The organism is Paenibacillus sp. NPDC057967 (assembly GCF_042887015.1).
In the GTDB taxonomy this organism is placed as follows: Bacteria; Bacillota; Bacilli; order Paenibacillales; family Paenibacillaceae; genus Pristimantibacillus.
In genome coordinates, this window is the sequence record NZ_JBHVQB010000002.1 from 466,001 (window position 1) to 483,082 (window position 17,082).

Below are 17,082 nucleotides of genomic sequence, written 5' to 3' on the forward strand. Positions count from 1 at the left end.
GAAGGCAGGGATATTCAATGGACCATTCCATAAAAATCTATACGATTCCCACTTGCAGCGATTGTGCCTTTGCAAAACGGTATTTTGGAGAGCGCGGGCTGTCGTATACGGAGCTGAGGTGCGAGGAAGAGGAGGCGTACCGCAGGGAAGTATGGCAATTGACAGGCAAGCAGGTTGTTCCGACGATCGTCATTGACGGCCATGTATTCATCGGGTTTGCCGATAATCTGTCCGAGATCGCTTCTCTGACCGGACAGAGCCAGAACTAAATCATGCCAGATGCAGGATCAGGGGGACGCTGGTTTCCCTGATCCTTTTTGCGTGTGCAGGCTTGAAATAACGGCAAGAGGGCATTCTACTTTTGGAGGAAAATATAACACTTGACTGAAGTATATATTGATTATATACTTAATTACAAATAGTAAGTAACAAGTGAAAAACAAGGTGGTGATCGCGTGGCTAACAAGCTGCATGCCGATACGCGCTTAGGCGAAGTCAAATTGCGAGTCAGCAATTTGGAGCGCTCGCTCAAGTTTTATGAAGATATTGTCGGCTTCCGCGTGTTGTCGCGAACCGAAAGCATAGCAGAGCTGACTGCCGACGGCCGTAACGTGCTGCTGGTGCTGGAAGAAGTGCCGAACGCGTCGATTACGCCGCTCCGTTCATCGAGCGGGTTGTATCATTTTGCAATTTTGCTGCCGACCCGAAAGGATCTTGGCCTGTCGCTTCGCAGATTGATGGATGCAGGCGCGAAGATCGGGCAAGCGGATCATTTGGTCAGCGAGGCGCTGTATATATCTGACCCGGATTTGAATGGTATTGAGATTTACCGGGACCGTCCGAGGGAACAATGGGAATATGATGCGCAAGGCTTTGTGAAGATGGCGACAGATCCCATTGATTGGGAAGGTTTGCTTGCGGAAGCGAAGGGAAGCGAGTGGAACGGGCTGCCAGACGGCACCGTCATCGGCCATGTCCACTTCCATGTCGGCGATCTTCATAAGTCCAAGCAATTTTATTGCGATGCGATCGGCTTCGAGGTAGAGGCGGATTTGATGCGGCAGATGGGCGCTCTCTTTATCGGGGCTGGCCGCTACCATCATCATATGGGACTTAATGTATGGGCTGGAGCCGGTGCGCCGCCTGTGAAGCCAAACGGTACGGGTATCGAGCATTTTACGATAATCGTGCCGAATGCAACTGAGCTGGAAGAGACGGTTCAGCGGGCGAAGCGGCTAGGCGTAGAACTGGAGCTGCGAGAGGGATCGTGGTGGACGAAGGACCCGAATGGAATAGCATTACAATTAGTAGCAGCAATCTGATCCAACGAATAAAGGAGCGTATAAAGCAATGAAAATTGGTATCGTCGGAGCAAGCGGCAAAGCAGGCAAGCTGATCGCACAGGAAGCTCTTAGCAGAGGCCATGAAGTGACAGCGATTGTCCGCAACAAGGCGAGCGTGCAAGTAACGGGCGCAGCCGTGCTGGAGAAGGATGTATTTGATCTGAAGCAAGCTGATCTGACTTCTTTCGATATAGTCGTAAATGCGTTTGGCGCTGCGCCCGGTCAAGAGCATCTTCATGTGGATGCAGGGAATGCGCTTATCGATGCGCTGAAAGGCACTTCGGTGCGCCTGTTCGTCGTAGGAGGAGCAGGCAGCTTGTTTGTTGACGAAGCCAAGTCGGTCCGCGTATTCGAGACGCCGGATTTCCCTGCGGCTTATCTGGCGACAGCGCAGAATCAGGGCAAAAACCTGGAAATTCTCCAGAACCAGCAAGATGTGACATGGACATTCCTTAGTCCCTCGGCGTTCTTCCATGCGGAAGGCAGAAGAACAGGCGCGTATGAATCCGGCCAGGATCATCTGCTTGTCAATTCCAAAGGCGACAGCTATATCAGCTATGCCGACTATGCTATTGCGGTAGTAGATGAAATCGAAAACCCGATACATCTCAACCAAAGATACACCGTTGTCGGCGAAGCGTAAGCGGGCTGGCGCGTTACACATAGATAAAGCTTTATTGGATAAGGAATATGTCATACACCAACAAGAACAACCAATCGGAGGGAACTTAAAATGGGAATTATGGACACTTTATTTGGAGCAGGAAATAAAAATTCGGAAGCGGCAGCAATGGACTTCTACGCGGCCGTTGAGGGAAGACGCTCTATATATGGCATCAGCAATGAAGGGGTCGTATCTGACGAGCGCATCCATGAAGTAATCGATCATGCGGTGAAGCATACACCGTCTTCGTTCAACTCGCAGAGCGCTAGAGTTGTCGTGCTGCTGGGCGACCAACACAAAAAACTGTGGGAGATCACTACAAATACATTGAAGGCGATCGTGCCTGCCGATCAATTCGCTCCAACGCAAGAGAAGATGAATGCGTTTGGTGCCGGCTACGGAACAGTGCTGTTCTTCGAGGATCAAACCGTTGTGGAAGGCCTGCAAAAACAATTCGCAGCTTACGCGGATAACTTCCCGGTATGGTCCAATCAATCGAGCGGCATGCTGCAGTTCGTGATCTGGACATCGCTGGAGCTTGAAGGCTTCGGTGCTTCCCTTCAGCACTATAACCCGCTGATTGACGAAGCGGTAAAAGCAGAATGGAACATTCCTGCCGGCTGGAAGCTGCTTGCTCAGATGCCGTTCGGCAAGCCGGTTACTCCTGCAGGCGAGAAGCAATTCGGTTCGCTTGAAGAGCGTGTGAAAGTGTTTAAATAAGCAGCAAGTTTATTGAGGCTTACACAGAAGTGAACGTGTAAATATAGAATGAAAAATAAATGTAGCCCGGTCGAATTGACCGGGCTACATTTATTTTCTACGTGATTAGTTAAGGAATAGTGGAGATGTATCCCCGTCTCATTTTAATTCATTAGAAAATTCTGTTGTTATTTCTGTAAATATTCTTTGTTTATTATGTGATTCTTCTCCTGAAAGTTCATTTGGATCTGTTCCATCAAGATTGAATTTACCAGCTTGCATATTAATGACACCGTATTGACCAAAAGTGTTTTTGCTTAAAAATATCAAGTATTGACTGCCTCTTTTCATGGCTGTATATCCTTCTATTGTGATTCTTTCTTTACCTTTAAAAGTCTGTTTTAAACCAACAGGCTCAATTACATTAAGATCAACAGCATCCTCTTTCGGCCCTTTTAATACCTTTTCAACTTTAATTTCTGTAGAAGTGGCAATATACATAAGAATACCCGTTGAAGTCTCTTTCGAAAGCACTTCACGATCCTCAAAGTCTTTAATCGGACTTCCTACAACAACTAAATCAGCACCTGAGAACAATGCTTGTGATGTTGGATGCCATTCATAAGATCCAGCCAAAGATATATCACGAACAGAATGATAAATGGCAAAATAATAGTAAGCTGCTGCTGCAAGGATCAAAACCAAGGCCAATGAAAACAATGTCCTTTTCTTTTTGATTAACATTGTACAACCCTCCCTCTTATATCCTAAATTACCCATATATACTTCAATTATCCTTTATTATACGTAGAAGGATGAGCTAGCATATAGCATTTTTTAAAGACAAAAAGGAGAAACGAGGCAAACAAAAGAACGAATGTAAGCGCTTTTGGAGCTCAGGCCGAACAAAATGGAGAGCAATAAGCGACTGATGCAAGTCTGCTAACGAACCGAATTCCTCTACACTTAAAGTAGATTTGCATTGATGCGAGGGGGAATTGCCGACCATGTTTACTTATGATCTTCATCAAGTGCCTTATAGCCGCTACGGGTCGTTTCTTGTTGTATCTCCATTGAAGAAGCAGGGAGACTTGGAGGAAGGTATCTATATTCGCACGGTGCATGGCGGGGACAACAGCCATGGAGCGGTATTTAAGCTGGAGCTTATCCATGAGGGTGAAGCAGTCAGCAGTCAGGTGATTGCATCTCCAGAAAGCGTGCGGCTGCTGGCAGCGGAAGGGTATGCGGAATGCTGTGTGACGGGCGAGCTAACGATGCAGCTCTTCTCTTGCGGGGTCGACATCCGTTTGACGCTTGTGAGCGGAGGCTATGATTACGCTTCGCCGATGAAGGACGGACGCTGGGAAGTGAATCATTTCTCGACAGAGTCGCGCTTCATGCTGGAGAGCGTCTCGGGCGAGCTGGCGGTGGACGCGCCATGGTCGGGGACGAAGTGCAGCCATGTCATTGTCGAGCTTCGCAGGGATATGGAGAGCGGACTGGCTGAAGTGAAGCTGGAGCAATTCTGGACAGTGCGTCCGCCGATCCGGGTAACTCGGATGCTGGAGGCTTGCAAGCGGGAAGCGGGGAACGAGTACCGGGAATGGCTTAGCCGCACGCTGCCGTCAGACGGCAAGTGGAGCGAGGCGCGCAAGCTGGCGGCTTACATTACCTGGTCCTGCGTCGTGCCGAAGCGTGGCATGTTGACGAGGCCAGCTATGTATATGTCGAAGAACTGGATGACGAATATATGGAGCTGGGATCACTGCTTCAACGCCATGGCGCTAATCCGTCATCAGCCTGAGCTGGCCTGGGATCAATTTATGATTTTCTTTGATGCGCAGGATGAAAGCGGAGCGCTGCCTGACTTTATCAATGACAAGCATGCACTGTGGAATTGCTGCAAGCCTCCTATCCACGGCTGGACGCTGAACTGGATGCTGGAGCGGTCCGGCTGGATCGGCAAGGAGCAGCTTGCGGAAGTATACGAGCCGCTTGTGAAATGGACGAATTGGTGGTTCGAGGAACGCGATGACAACGGGAACGGCATTCCAGAGTACCAGCACGGCAATGACAGCGGCTGGGACAACAGTACCGTATTCCGCTTCGGCGGACCGATTGAGACACCGGATCTATGTACCTTCCTCATCCTTCAGTGTGAAACGCTGGCGAAGGTTGCCCATGAACTGGGCAAGCATGACGAAGGAAGAGAATGGGAGCATCGCGCCAAGGCGCTTACGGACCGGTTGGTTGAACACTTCTGGGATGGAACATCATTAAGTGCGTGGGTTCGCGATGAACAGCTGGAGCGCGGCGGGGACAGCCTGTTGATGTATATGCCGATTATTCTCGGGAAGCGCCTTCCGGAGCCGCTCTATCGTCATCTGCTTGCAGGGCTGGAGGAAGAAGGGCGCTTCCTGACGGAGCATGGCTTTGCTACCGAAAGCGTCGGCAGTGCCTATTATTCGCCGGACGGCTACTGGCGCGGACCGATCTGGGCGCCGGTCATGATGCTGCTGGCCGACGGACTGGCTAGCGCCGGAGAGAGCGGGCTTGCAGGAACGGCTGCGGAACGCTTCTGCCGCATGGCGAGTGTCAACGGCATGGCCGAGAATTATAACGCGTTATCCGGCGAAGGCTTGCGGGACCGGGCGTTTACCTGGACGTCCAGCGTATTCCTCATCTTGGCGAATGAATATGCGTCTAAGGAACATATTTCCACCGTTTGAAGAGAGGCATCCGGCATGATACACTTCTGATACACAAGCATGATGCCCGGAGGAGGCGACTAGCGTGGACAGAACGCCGCAAGGCTGGATTCGGAGAGGACTGCAGCTTCCGCGCAAGAGCATACGCTTCAAGCTGCTCACTTTTTTTCTGGTAGTCGCCATTATACCGCTGCTGTCGCTGGGCTTCTTATCATACCGCACCTCCTCGGATTTGCTGCATGTGCAGTTCGGCAAATACGGGGAGAATGCGGTATCCCAGCTTCAATACCAAATCGACGCCCAGCTTCGCCAGATGAGGCTGACGGCTGAATATATTCACTCCTATCTGCTCGACCCGACCAAAAGCGTCATTACGGAAGAAGTGCCGAAGTCCTATTCGCAAATTCAAGAAAAAAACAATTTGGAAGATTTTTTGAAAGCGCTTAAAACCGAAATGCATGCCGGCGTATTCATCGTCACCAAGTCCGGTTATTTCTATGGCGAAAACACGCTGATACCAGATGTATTGCGGCAGGAAAGCTGGTGGACCGGCATCAGCCCCGAATTCCGGGGACAATACTGGACGGGCCTGTACGAGACGCATCATTACCGCGCCGATTATCGCGATGCCTCGCGCAAGGTGATGGGGCTGGTCGTACCGATTCGCAACCAGGAAGGGCCTCTGAAGGAAAGCAGCATTCTGATTGAGATGGAAGCTGACGATATCTACGATCAGCTGAAGCGCTTCGAACGCGACATGGACGCTTCCCTTACGATTCGTAACGGCGCGGGGAAAGTCATCTATGATTCGCTAGGGGACAGGGAGCCGCAGCCTGACGATGTGATCTGGTCGCAGCCGCTTGCAGAGAACGATTGGACGGTGGAGGCGCGCCTGCCATACGAGACGTTCTATCAATCGTCGAATGTCATTCGCTCCTATACGGCAGTCGGACTTGCGCTGTCTGTTCTGCTTGCGTTGATATTGGCCTTTTTGCTTGCGTCGAGATTCACTTCGCGCATTAAGCGGGTGAAGGATTCCATGAACAAGGCGGGAGCGGGCAAGCTTCAAACCCGGATCGAGGTGGATTCGGAAGACGAGCTTGGCGTGCTGGGGCGCAGCTTCAACAATATGGTCGGCCAAATTCAGACGCTGCTGGATGAGGTGACCCGTACGGAGCAGCAGAAGAAAGAGGCGGAGCTGAGAGCGATTCATTACCAGATCAACCCCCATCTGCTGTTCAATACGCTCAATTCGATCCAGTGGAAGGCACGGCTCCAAGGCAATGAGGAGATTCGCAAGATGCTCTATCATTTGACGATGGTGCTGGAGGGCAATCTGGACATTACGCAGGAGCTTGTTACGGTGGAGCGAGAGCTGGCGATGATCGATCACTTCCTCCATATCCAGCGCATTCGCTATGGCGATATGTTCAGCTATGAGGCGGATGTCGATCAAGGGGCGGCAGAAGCGCTCATCCCGCGTATGAGCTTGCAGCCGCTGTTCGAAAATATCTTTTTCCATGGTTTTGAGGACGGCGAAGGCTCGATCAAGCTGAAGCTGCAAGAGGAGCAGGAGCTGCTTCGATTGACGCTCCAGGACGACGGACGCGGCATGACGGAGGAGCGAGCGCGTGCGCTGCTTAATCCGGGCAGCAAGCGGACGACGAGAGGCGGGCTTGGCGTCGCCAATGTCGATCAGAAGTTCAGGCTTCATTTTGGCCCGCAATACGGACTATCCATCGAATCAACGCCGGAGCAAGGCACAACTATTGTGATCGTATGGCCCAGAAAGGAGTCGGCTTCGCATGAATGAACCCATTAAGGTATTGATCGCCGATGATGAGAGCATTGTCCGCAAAGGACTGCGGGCTACGGTGAACTGGAGCGAATTCCGCATGGAAGTCGTCGCGGATGTGCCGAACGGCCGCAAGGCGTGGGAGAGCTTTCTGGAGCATCGTCCGGAGGTCGTCATCACGGATATCGTCATGCCGGAGATGGACGGCATCGAGCTGACGCGCAAAATCAAGGAGCTGGCTCCCCATACGAAAATATTGCTGCTCAGCTGTCACCGCGATTTTGAATATGCGCAGCAGGGCATCAAGCTGGGCGTGGCGGGCTATTTGCTTAAGACCGCCTTTGAGGATGAGGAGATGGAGCGGCTGCTCGGAGGTTTCCGCGATGAATTGTCCGCTTTGGCGGCCGAACCGCGAGTGGAGAAAGCCACCGGCCGTCTGGACGATATGTTCTGCGGCTGGGTATACGGGGCGCATAATGAAACGGAATTTATGGAGCGGCTCCGGCAGCGCTGGGCTGCTGAATGGAGCTGGATGGAGGGCGCGCATGAGATTTATCTGCTGCAGCAGGAGGAAGGGCTGAGCGAGCTTGCGGCAGCGCTCGCAGAGAAGCAAGGAGCCGCCACGATGTTATGCGGTCATAATCGCTGCTACATCGTGTTTGCCCCTGAGCTGAAGGAGGAACTGGATGCGCTGCTGATGGAGCGGCTGGGCAAGGACCCGTCCTTCCGCTGGTACAAGGAAGGCGCGCAGCTCGGGATGGAAGGCTGGCTGCGTACCGTCCGTTCGTTGCATGCGAAGGCGGAGCGAGACCGAAGCTACGGCATCCATGCGGAGTCATGGCCTGAGGCGCTGCAGAAGGCGGTCGCCATTGTGGCGAAGGATCTCCGCTATCCTTGGTCTGTCAGCAATGTGGCGGATCGCGTAGGGCTTAGCCGCAGCCATTTCAGTACGCTGTTCAAGAAGGTGTCGGGGGAGAACTTCGTTGATTTCATCCACCGGATGCGACTGCGCGCCGCCCGCGACATGCTGGCCCATACAACGCTGACGCAGCAGGATATTGCAGAGCATATTGGTCTCATCGACGGCAAATATTTCAGCAAATGGTTTAAGCGCTCAAGCGGCATGACCCCGAGCCAGTATCGAGGCCAACAAAAAGGAGAATCCTAACATACAAATTCGCGAAGCTCGCCCGTTATCGAACAAACGGATGCCTAAGAGCGGACGCGTGAACGTTTTTGAACCGCTTTCATTCGAGCTACAATGAAAGCGGTTCAATTAATTTGGACCGGTAACGATCCTACACCACATAGGGGGAATTCGAAATGAGGAAGTCCGCAATGCTCCTGACCGCAATCATGATGGTCATCGTGCTGGCCCTATCCGCTTGCAGCGGAGGAGGCGGTAATTCGGAGGGAAGCAAGGATCAGAACAAGGGCAACACCAACTCGCAAAATGAAGGGAAAGACAATGGAGGCAACGCTACGATTCGCTTCGCAACCTGGGATACAGGAGAAGCGCTGAAGATTCAGCAGGAGATCGCCAAGAAGTTCGAAGCGGCGCATCCCGGCATCAAGGTGCAGGTGGAGCCTTACGGCGACGGCTTCGACCAGAAGCTGGCGGCGGGCTTCGGCGCAAGCAACCCTCCGGATGTGATGTACATGTGGGACTTCCCGACGTACTACAAGTCGCTGGAGCCGCTGGACGGCTTTGTCGAGAAGGATGAAACGCTGCAAATCGACGATTTCTATCCGGGCCTGTTCGCCTACAACAAAGTAGAGGGCAATCTGTACGGCTTGCCGGCGGGCTTTACGACAAGGGTCTTTTATTATAACAAGAAGCTGTTCGACGATGCGGGCATCCCGTATCCGCAGGATGGTTGGACATGGGACGACATGAAGGCAATGGCCCAGAAGCTGACAGACAAGGGCAAGAAGCAATACGGCATTGGCGTACGTGCCGACAACGACACCTACGATCTGCAAGGCTTCGTCTGGAGCAACGGCAGCAGCCTGATCAGCGATGACGGTACCGCTATCGACGGTTATATGAACAGCAAGGAAACAGCGGAAGCAATCGGCGTGCTCGGCCAAGCAGTGAAGGAAGGCTATGGCGTGCTCGTCGGCGGCAAAAACCAGCAGAGTGGCGACGATATTTTCAAAGCCGGCAAAATCGCCATGTGGGAAAGCGGCATCTGGCCGCTGGAAGGCTTCAAGGAAGCGGGCATCGACGTCGGTACGGTCGAGCCGCCAACCTTCCCGGGCAAAGATGTGAAGGGCGTGCTGGCGCAATCCGCCGTCTCCATCGCCAAGGATTCCAAGTATAAGGAAGCGGCATGGGAGTTCGTGAAGTTCTACGTCTCCGCGGAAGCGATCAAGATGAGAACGGCCGACCTGCCGATCCGCATCAGCATTGTAGAAGATAAGGGCTTCAAGGAAGACGCGCTGTACAAACCGTTCTATACGATGCTGGAGCGCTCCTCGAATGCGCCAGCGTTCCTGCTGCATCCGAACTGGAGTCAGATCAACCGGAATCTGTCGGTTGCGGTGGAAGCGATCATGCTCGGCAACAATCCGCAGGAGATGCTGGACCAGGCTGTGAAGGAGTCGGAGAAGTTTTTGAAATAACATAGAAAGTGCCGGGGAAAGGGGAATTAACATGAGCACACACGAGACAGCGATCATCCCCCCGCAAGCGGCGAAACGGCGAAGCAAGATCAAATGGGGTAGGGCAACACCCTACCTCTTTATTCTCCCATGGATCATTGGTCTGTTCGCCTTCACGCTGGGGCCGCTCCTCTTTTCGCTTGTTATCAGCTTTTTTGACTGGCCGGTTGTCGGTCAGGTGGAGTTTATAGGCTTTCGCAATTATTCGGAAATGTTCACGGAAGATCCGATGTTCTGGACATCGCTGGGCGTCACGCTCAAGTTTGCTGCGCTATTCGTGCCGCTGAATATCATCATTGCGCTGGGGCTTGCGATGCTGCTCAACCAGAATGTCAAAGGCAAAGCGATATTTCGCACGATCTTCTATCTCCCATCAGTCATCTCGGGCGTAGCGCTGGCGATGATCTGGGCATGGGTGTACAGCGGCGAATACGGCATTCTGAACTACTTCCTGTCGCTGCTCGGCATTACGGGACCGGACTGGCTCAACGATACGACATGGGCGCCGGTGGCCATCGTCATCGCCAGCCTGTGGGGGCAAGGGACGATGATGCTGATTTTCCTTGCCGGACTCAAAAACATTCCGAAGGAGCTCTATGAGGCATCTTCCATAGACGGAGCGGGACGCGGCAGACAGTTCTTCAGCATTACGCTGCCGATGCTCAGCCCGACGGTGCTGTTCAATCTGATTACGACGATTATTGCGGCGTTCCAGCAGCTGACGCTGGCGCTTGTGCTGACAGGCGGCGGACCGATGCGGTCCACTTACTTTTACGCAATGTACATGTACGAGAACGCCTTCAAATATTCCAAGATGGGTTATGCCTCCGCTAACGCCTGGTTCATGTTCCTGATTGTGCTGGCGCTGACGATGATCGTATTCAAGTCCTCCAGCATGTGGGTGTACTACGAGGGCGAGATGAAGCAGAACGGCAACAAAAAGAAAGCGAAATGAGGGGACGCGCATGAAAAAAGTCATCATTTATACGCTGCTGGCGCTCCTGTCCGCCTTGTTCCTGGCTCCTTTCTTCTGGCTGCTGACGACATCGCTGAAGGCGCCAACGGAGCTGTATCTATTCCCGCCGAAATGGCTCCCGTCGGAGCTTCATTTCAACAATTTTGCCAAGGCGTGGACGTCCCAGCCTTTTAGTCTGTTTCTCCAAAACTCGCTGATCGTCACGGGCCTGTCGCTGATCGGACAACTGCTGTCCTCTGCGCTGGTCGCTTACGGCTTTGCGAGATACAAGTTCAAGGGACGCGACGCGTTGTTCATCCTGCTCCTGGCGACGATGATGATTCCGTGGGAAGTGACGATGATTCCGCTCTATATGGAATTTAACTATCTGGGCTGGATCAATACGCTGAAGCCGCTCATTGTGCCTTCGTTCTTTGGCGCTCCATTCTTCATCTTCCTGCTGCGGCAGTTCATTATGACGCTCCCGGTGGAGCTGGAGGAAGCGGCTCGAATCGACGGGGCCAATCCTGTGCAAATATTCCTCCGTATCATAACGCCGCTTATGACGCCGGCGCTGGTACTGGTAGGAGTATTCCATATGCTGAACAGCTGGAACGATTACCTTGGACCGCTGATCTTCCTGAACGATCAAAGCAAATATACACTGACGCTTGGACTGGCGCAATTCCGCGGCATGTACGGCGTTGATATGGAAGGCATTATGGCCGTAACGACGCTCATCTGCATCCCGCCGCTCGCTATCTTCTTTATGGCGCAGAAGCATATCGTGGAAGGCGTTGCGGGAACGGGCATTAAAGGGTGAGCCCAAGAAGGGTTCTGACACATCATGGCAGGCAATAGCTACTTTAGAGATACGCTGCAAATGAGCGAAGGCGCGCGCCGGTTTCTGACCAGCGAGGCGTTGTACGGCATCGGCATCGGACTGTACACGCTCGTGCTGAACTACTATTTGCTGGCGATGGGATTAACCGAAGCGAAGGTTGGCGGCATCGTCTCGACGGGCATTCTCGTGATGGGCGGGCTCGCGATTCCCGTGAGCCTGCTGGCGGGCAAGGTCGGGCGCAAGCCGCTGCTGGTATCCGGCGTGTTCGCCGTCGCAGGCGGAGTTGCCTTATTCGCTTCCGGGAGTGGAGAGATTCGGTTTTATGCGGCTCAATTATTGATATCGACCGGACTGTGCTGTATCGAGACGACGGAGGTGCAGCTGCTGTTCTCCTACAGCCGGTCGCGGAAGGAAGAGACCCGGTCGTTCAGCTTGATGTTTGCAGTGTTCACCATGTTCGTTGGAGCAGGGACGCTGCTTGGTGGCATGATTCCGGGCTGGCTTTCCAGCAGCACGGACCCGGAAGGAGCTGCGGCCGGGTATCGGGCGGTGCTCTATTGCGCCTCGGGCACACTCGCGGTGCTTGGGCTGCTGCGGGCGCTATGGCTCCCTCCGGAGCGCCGGGGCGGGCGAATGGCGTCAGCGGCTTCAGAAGGAGAGCATCCGGCGCAGGCTGCGGGAATCCGCCAGTCTGCCGCAGCGGCAGCAACCCCTCTAGAAAGCGGGCGCGGACCGAAGACGTTCGTATGGCGCAAGCCGAGCCGGACGGTATGGACGCTAGCCTGCTATACGTTCATTAGCGGCATCAGCTTTGCGATGATTAGCGGGTTCCTGAACGTGATGGTGAAGCACCGGACGGGCTGGGAGGACAGCGCGATCTCGCTGCTGCTTACGGCCAATGGCATATTGCTGTTCATAGCTTCGCTGCTGACGCCGTGGGTGCTGGAGCGCTTCGGCATTGCGAAGGCGTTCCGCTGGGTCTATCTGGGCAATGCGCTGCTAGCATTCGTGCTAAGCATGCAACTGCCGGTGGCCATGTTCGCTATGCTCCTGCTGATGAGGGGCGGCGGATTCACCATGCTGAGCAATATGATCGACAGCCAGTCGATGTCGGTGCTCCATGAGCGTGACCGCAACATCTACGCGGGTATGCGCTCCGTTTTTCGCAGCGTGGGTTCGGCGGGAGCCACCTATACGGCGGGGCTGCTGCTGTCCGGCGGTCGAATAGAATTGCCCTTTGCCGTGACTGGCGTCATGCTGCTGCTCGGCTACGGTTATTACTACAAGTTTGTACAGCCCTTATTGCAACATAAAGAGACAGGAGGACATACAGCATGACAACATCTACTGGGCTGCCGGATTGGCAGCGGCTCGACGTATTGGAGCGGAACCGCGAGGAAGGCCGCTCCTACTTTATCGCCTATCCCAACAAGGTGAGCGCACGATCTTATGACCGGGGCAAGTCGCCTTGGTTTCGCCTATTGAACGGGACCTGGAAGTTCCAATATGCCGAAGCGCCGGAGCTGGCGCCGGAGAACTTCCATGAAGAGCATTACGATGACAGCGTTTGGGCCGGCATTGCCGTGCCGGGACATTGGCAGCTGCAAGGCTACGGCAAGCCGCATTATACCGATTTGTATTATCCGTTCCCGATCGATCCGCCGCGAGTGCCAAGCGACAATCCAACGGGCTGCTACCGCAAGGAGTTCCGTCTGCCAGGCGGCTGGCTGTCGCGCCGCGTTACGCTTCGGTTCGAAGGTGTCGACAGCGCGTATCATGTCTGGGTCAATGGCAAGCCAGTAGGCTACAGCCAAGGCAGCCGCCTGCCAGCGGAGTTCGATATTACCGACTACGTGCGGGAAGGGAGAAACAGCCTTGCTGTGAAAGTCTACCAATGGTCTGATGGCAGCTATATCGAGGATCAGGACATGTGGTGGCTGAGCGGTATCTTCCGAGACGTATCGCTCATCGCCCGTCCGCAGACGCATATTCGCGACTTTACGGTTCGTACCGAGTTCGCAGGCGGGGGCGATGACGCCTTGCTGTCGATTGACAGCGAGCTTGCGGGCAAAGGCAGCGGGATTGCAGCCGACTATCGGGTTCACTATGCGCTGTCCGAGTGGGGCAGCGGCAGGGAGATCGCATCGTGGACGAGTGATAAGGTTCGCGTCGACGCAGGCGGCAAGGCCGCGCTGCAAGAGAAGATGACGATTGCTAATCCACGGAAATGGTCGGCAGAGGAGCCGCATTTGTATTTGCTGCTTATGACGCTGCAAACGCTGGACGGTGAGACAGTCGAGGTTATTCCGGCGCGCGTCGGCTTCCGTCAGGTGGAAGTGAGCGAAGGGCTGATGAAGGTGAACGGAGTGGCTGTGCGCCTTAAGGGTGTGAATCGCCACGACCATCATCCTGAGCTGGGCCGTTATGTCCCGTACGAGGTCATGAAGCAGGATGTGCTCATGATGAAGCGGCATAACATCAATGCCGTTCGTACAGCGCATTATCCGAATGATCCGCGCTTCTATGACCTGTGCGACGAGTACGGATTGTATGTCATGGACGAAGCCGATCTGGAATGCCATGGCGTAGAGCTAATCGGCAAGCCGCATATGCTGAGCGATGATCCCGCATGGGAAGCCGCTTATGTCGATCGCGTCGCCCGTATGGTGCAGCGGGATAAAAACCACCCTTCGATCATCATGTGGTCGCTCGGCAATGAATCCGGCTTTGGCTGCAATCAGCGCGCGATGAGTGCATGGTGCAAAGCAGCCGACTCGACGCGGCTCATCCATTATGAAGGAGACCGCGAGGCGGAGGTATGCGACGTCTACAGTACGATGTATTCCTCGGTGGAGAAGATGATCGGCTTTGGTGAAAAGAACGATTTGGGCAAGCCGCATATCTTGTGCGAATACGCTCATGCGATGGGCAACGGCCCGGGCGGACTGCTGGAATACGAGGAAGCGTTCCGCGGCAGCAAGCGGCTGCAAGGGGCATTCGTATGGGAGTGGATCGATCATGGTTTGCTGCTGAAAAGCGAGGGCGGCAAAACGGATTATGCTTACGGCGGCGATTATGGCGACGAGCCGAACAACAGCAACTTCGTCATTGACGGCCTCATCTTGCCGGACCGCACCCCATCACCGGGGCTGCTGGAATATAAGAAAACGATTGAGCCGGTTACGATGCAGATTCTGGATGCCGCAGACGGCAAGCTGGAGCTGCTGAGCCGTTATGATTTTCTGAAGCTGGACCATCTGTCGCTGTCCTGGTCGGTTATGCAGAATGGCGAGGCCGTTCAAAGCGGAGAGCTTCGTCTGCCGCCGATTCCGGCAGGGGAGAAGGGCGTTGTCAACTTGCCATATGAGCGCGGAGAGCTGGATGCAGGCAGCGGTGACGCTTGGCTGCGCGTCAGCGTGACGCTTGCGTCGGATCAGCGCTGGGCGCTGCGGGGCCATGAGCTGGCCTTCGACCAATGGACGCTGCCGCTTGCGGCAGTTGCTGAAGCTGAAGGCGTCGCGGGAGCCGAGCCACAGCGTGAGATGAACGGCGCATTGCGTTATGAGCAAGAGGGGAACCGCGCTGTCATTGCCGGGGATCGATTCACACTTGCGTTCGATCTCCACAAGGCGCAACTGACGGAGTGGACATTCGAAGGCAGCACGCTGCTGCATAAAGGGCCAAGCATGAGCTTCTGGCGCGCTGTGATCGACAACGATATGTATGTTGTGAAGGAATGGCACAAAGCGCATATGGACCGGATGCAGACGCGTGTAGATGGATGGCATGCCGAAGCGGATGGCGACGAATGGCTGATCTGTTTCTCGCTGCGCATCGCGCCTCCGGTCTATGATTGGGGCTTCCGCTGCGAGGTCGTCTACCGGATTGCGCCGGATGGACTGGTTACGCTGGATGTATCAGGCCTGCCGGAGGGCAAGCCGCCTGAGATGCTGCCGCGCATCGGCTGGGAGCTGGAGTTGCCGCAGACGCTGCGCCAAGCCGTATGGTACGGTCGCGGACCGGGCGAGAACTATGCGGACAGCAAGCGCGCGAACCCCGTGGGCATGTATCGCAGCAGTGTGGAGGAGCTGGAATTCCCTTACGTGTATCCGCAGGAGAACGGCAACCGGACCGATGTTCGCTGGGTAACGCTGCATGACGACAGAGGAATCGGGCTAATGGCGGCTGGCGCGCCGGAGCTGAATTTCAGCGCACATCGTTACGCGACCGAGGATCTTGATCTTGCCAAGCATCGCTCCGAGCTGAAGGAGCGGGATTATATCGTCTGGCATCTGGACTGGAAGCAATCCGGTCTTGGCAGCAACAGCTGCGGTCCGGCACAGCTTCCGCCGTATCAGGCGAAGCCGGAGCCGTTCCAATTCGCAGTGAAGCTGAAGCCGTACCATGCGGAAGAAATATCGCCTGTTGCACTGGGCGCGGAATTAATAATGAGAGGAGAGCGAGAGTCATGACAATGGGCAGAGCGGACATGATCGAACAATTGCTGAATGTGCAAGGGAAGGTAGCTGTTGTAACCGGAGGCGCATCGGGAATCGGCCTGGCAACGGCGCAGACGCTGTCTCGATTCGGGGCCAAGATCGCCATTCTCGATGTGAACGGGGAACAAGCGCAGCTTGCCGCAGAGGGCATTCGCGAAGGCGGCGGAGAAGCGGAAAGCTTCCGCTGCGACGTGACGTCGGCGGAGCAATGTGAGGCGGCGGTAAAGGGCATTCGCGAGCGGTTCGGCAGAGCGGATATATTGTTCAACAATGCAGGCGTTATCCGCCGCAAAACCGTTGTCGAGACCGAAGAAGCGGAATGGGATCTCGTTCTTGACGTTACGCTGAAAGGTGCTTTCCTGCTCTCCAAATTCATCATTCCGTTCATGGCGGAGAATGGCGGCGGCAGCATTATCAACACCGGCTCCGGCTGGGGGCTTAAGGGCGGCGACAAGGCGGCCGCTTATTGCGCGGCGAAAGCGGGTATGGTCAATCTGACGAAAGCAATGGCGATTGACCACGGCAGGGACAACATCCGGGTCAACTGCGTATGCCCCGGCGACACCGACACGCCGCTGCTGCGGGATGAAGCGCGGCAGCTCCAGCTGGAGGAGAAGTCGTTCCTCGTCTCCTCGGCGGATCGTCCGCTGGCTCGGTTAGGCACGCCGCAGGACATCGCGAATGCGGTGCTGTTCCTGGCAAGCGATATGTCGCAGTGGGTGACAGGTTCTGTGCTGGTCGTAGACGGAGGCGGGCTGGCTTAAGAGGTTGTTCAGCTTCATCCCATCTTCTGCAGCGTTTTGAAAAAACGCATCATCGGAAGCATAAGCTCATGTGCTGAAAACGGACTTTTTGAACACGCACTTAAAGACGCGTTGCAACATTTTCATCAGAATCAGGAGGCGAATGGC

General features: G+C 54.6%; 14 protein-coding genes. 13 read left to right on the plus strand and 1 reads right to left on the minus strand.

Features of this window, described 5'->3' with window-relative positions:
• Positions 1–17 precede the first annotated feature (17 nt).
• The 4 genes from ACFVSO_RS06550 (at position 18) to ACFVSO_RS06565 (ending at position 2,727) form a co-directional block, all read left to right on the plus strand.
• Positions 18–269, plus strand: a complete 252-nt coding sequence (locus ACFVSO_RS06550) for a glutaredoxin family protein (RefSeq protein WP_387471315.1) — start codon at positions 18–20, stop codon at positions 267–269.
• A gap of 186 nt (positions 270–455) precedes the next feature.
• A complete protein-coding gene (locus ACFVSO_RS06555; RefSeq protein WP_387471317.1) occupies positions 456–1,322 on the plus strand; it encodes a VOC family protein in 867 nt (288 codons plus the stop codon).
• 28 nt (positions 1,323–1,350) lie between these two features.
• Positions 1,351–1,986, plus strand: a complete 636-nt coding sequence (locus tag ACFVSO_RS06560) for an NAD(P)-dependent oxidoreductase (protein ID WP_387471319.1) — start codon at positions 1,351–1,353, stop codon at positions 1,984–1,986.
• A gap of 90 nt (positions 1,987–2,076) precedes the next feature.
• Positions 2,077–2,727, plus strand: a complete 651-nt coding sequence (locus ACFVSO_RS06565; protein WP_387471321.1) for a nitroreductase family protein — start codon at positions 2,077–2,079, stop codon at positions 2,725–2,727.
• A 138-nt stretch (positions 2,728–2,865) separates the two neighbouring features.
• Here ACFVSO_RS06565 and ACFVSO_RS06570 read toward each other — a convergent pair whose 3' ends face one another.
• A complete protein-coding gene (locus ACFVSO_RS06570) occupies positions 2,866–3,450 on the minus strand; it encodes a hypothetical protein (RefSeq protein WP_387471323.1) in 585 nt (194 codons plus the stop codon).
• A 263-nt stretch (positions 3,451–3,713) separates the two neighbouring features.
• Between ACFVSO_RS06570 and ACFVSO_RS06575 the strand changes: the two genes are divergently transcribed.
• The 9 genes from ACFVSO_RS06575 (at position 3,714) to ACFVSO_RS06615 (ending at position 16,935) form a co-directional block, all read left to right on the plus strand.
• Positions 3,714–5,435 (plus strand): amylo-alpha-1,6-glucosidase, encoded by a 1,722-nt coding sequence (locus ACFVSO_RS06575; protein WP_387471325.1) that lies wholly within the window; start codon positions 3,714–3,716, stop codon positions 5,433–5,435.
• Between the two features lie 64 nt (positions 5,436–5,499).
• Positions 5,500–7,227 (plus strand): sensor histidine kinase, encoded by a 1,728-nt coding sequence (locus ACFVSO_RS06580; protein WP_387471327.1) that lies wholly within the window; start codon positions 5,500–5,502, stop codon positions 7,225–7,227.
• Positions 7,220–8,377 carry a response regulator transcription factor gene (locus ACFVSO_RS06585; protein ID WP_387471329.1) on the plus strand — a complete coding sequence of 386 codons (1,158 nt, stop codon included), beginning with the start codon at positions 7,220–7,222 and terminating at the stop codon, positions 8,375–8,377. The genes ACFVSO_RS06580 and ACFVSO_RS06585 overlap by 8 nt, the downstream gene beginning before the upstream one ends.
• 155 nt (positions 8,378–8,532) lie before the next feature.
• Positions 8,533–9,834, plus strand: a complete 1,302-nt coding sequence (locus ACFVSO_RS06590) for an ABC transporter substrate-binding protein (protein ID WP_387471331.1) — start codon at positions 8,533–8,535, stop codon at positions 9,832–9,834.
• A gap of 31 nt (positions 9,835–9,865) precedes the next feature.
• On the plus strand, positions 9,866–10,828 hold the full coding sequence (locus tag ACFVSO_RS06595) for a carbohydrate ABC transporter permease (RefSeq protein WP_387471333.1): 963 nt from the start codon (positions 9,866–9,868) through the stop codon (positions 10,826–10,828).
• Between the two features lie 10 nt (positions 10,829–10,838).
• The gene (locus ACFVSO_RS06600; protein WP_387471335.1) at positions 10,839–11,651 is read left to right on the plus strand and encodes a carbohydrate ABC transporter permease; all 813 of its coding nucleotides are present in this window, start codon (positions 10,839–10,841) and stop codon (positions 11,649–11,651) included.
• A 24-nt stretch (positions 11,652–11,675) separates the two neighbouring features.
• Positions 11,676–13,010 (plus strand): MFS transporter, encoded by a 1,335-nt coding sequence (locus ACFVSO_RS06605; RefSeq protein ID WP_387471337.1) that lies wholly within the window; start codon positions 11,676–11,678, stop codon positions 13,008–13,010.
• On the plus strand, positions 13,007–16,144 hold the full coding sequence (locus tag ACFVSO_RS06610; protein ID WP_387471339.1) for a glycoside hydrolase family 2 TIM barrel-domain containing protein: 3,138 nt from the start codon (positions 13,007–13,009) through the stop codon (positions 16,142–16,144). Before ACFVSO_RS06605 ends, ACFVSO_RS06610 begins: the two co-directional genes overlap by 4 nt.
• Positions 16,141–16,935, plus strand: coding sequence for an SDR family NAD(P)-dependent oxidoreductase (locus ACFVSO_RS06615; RefSeq protein ID WP_387471341.1), 795 nt, complete (start codon positions 16,141–16,143; stop codon positions 16,933–16,935). The genes ACFVSO_RS06610 and ACFVSO_RS06615 overlap by 4 nt, the downstream gene beginning before the upstream one ends.
• Positions 16,936–17,082: the final 147 nt, after the last annotated feature.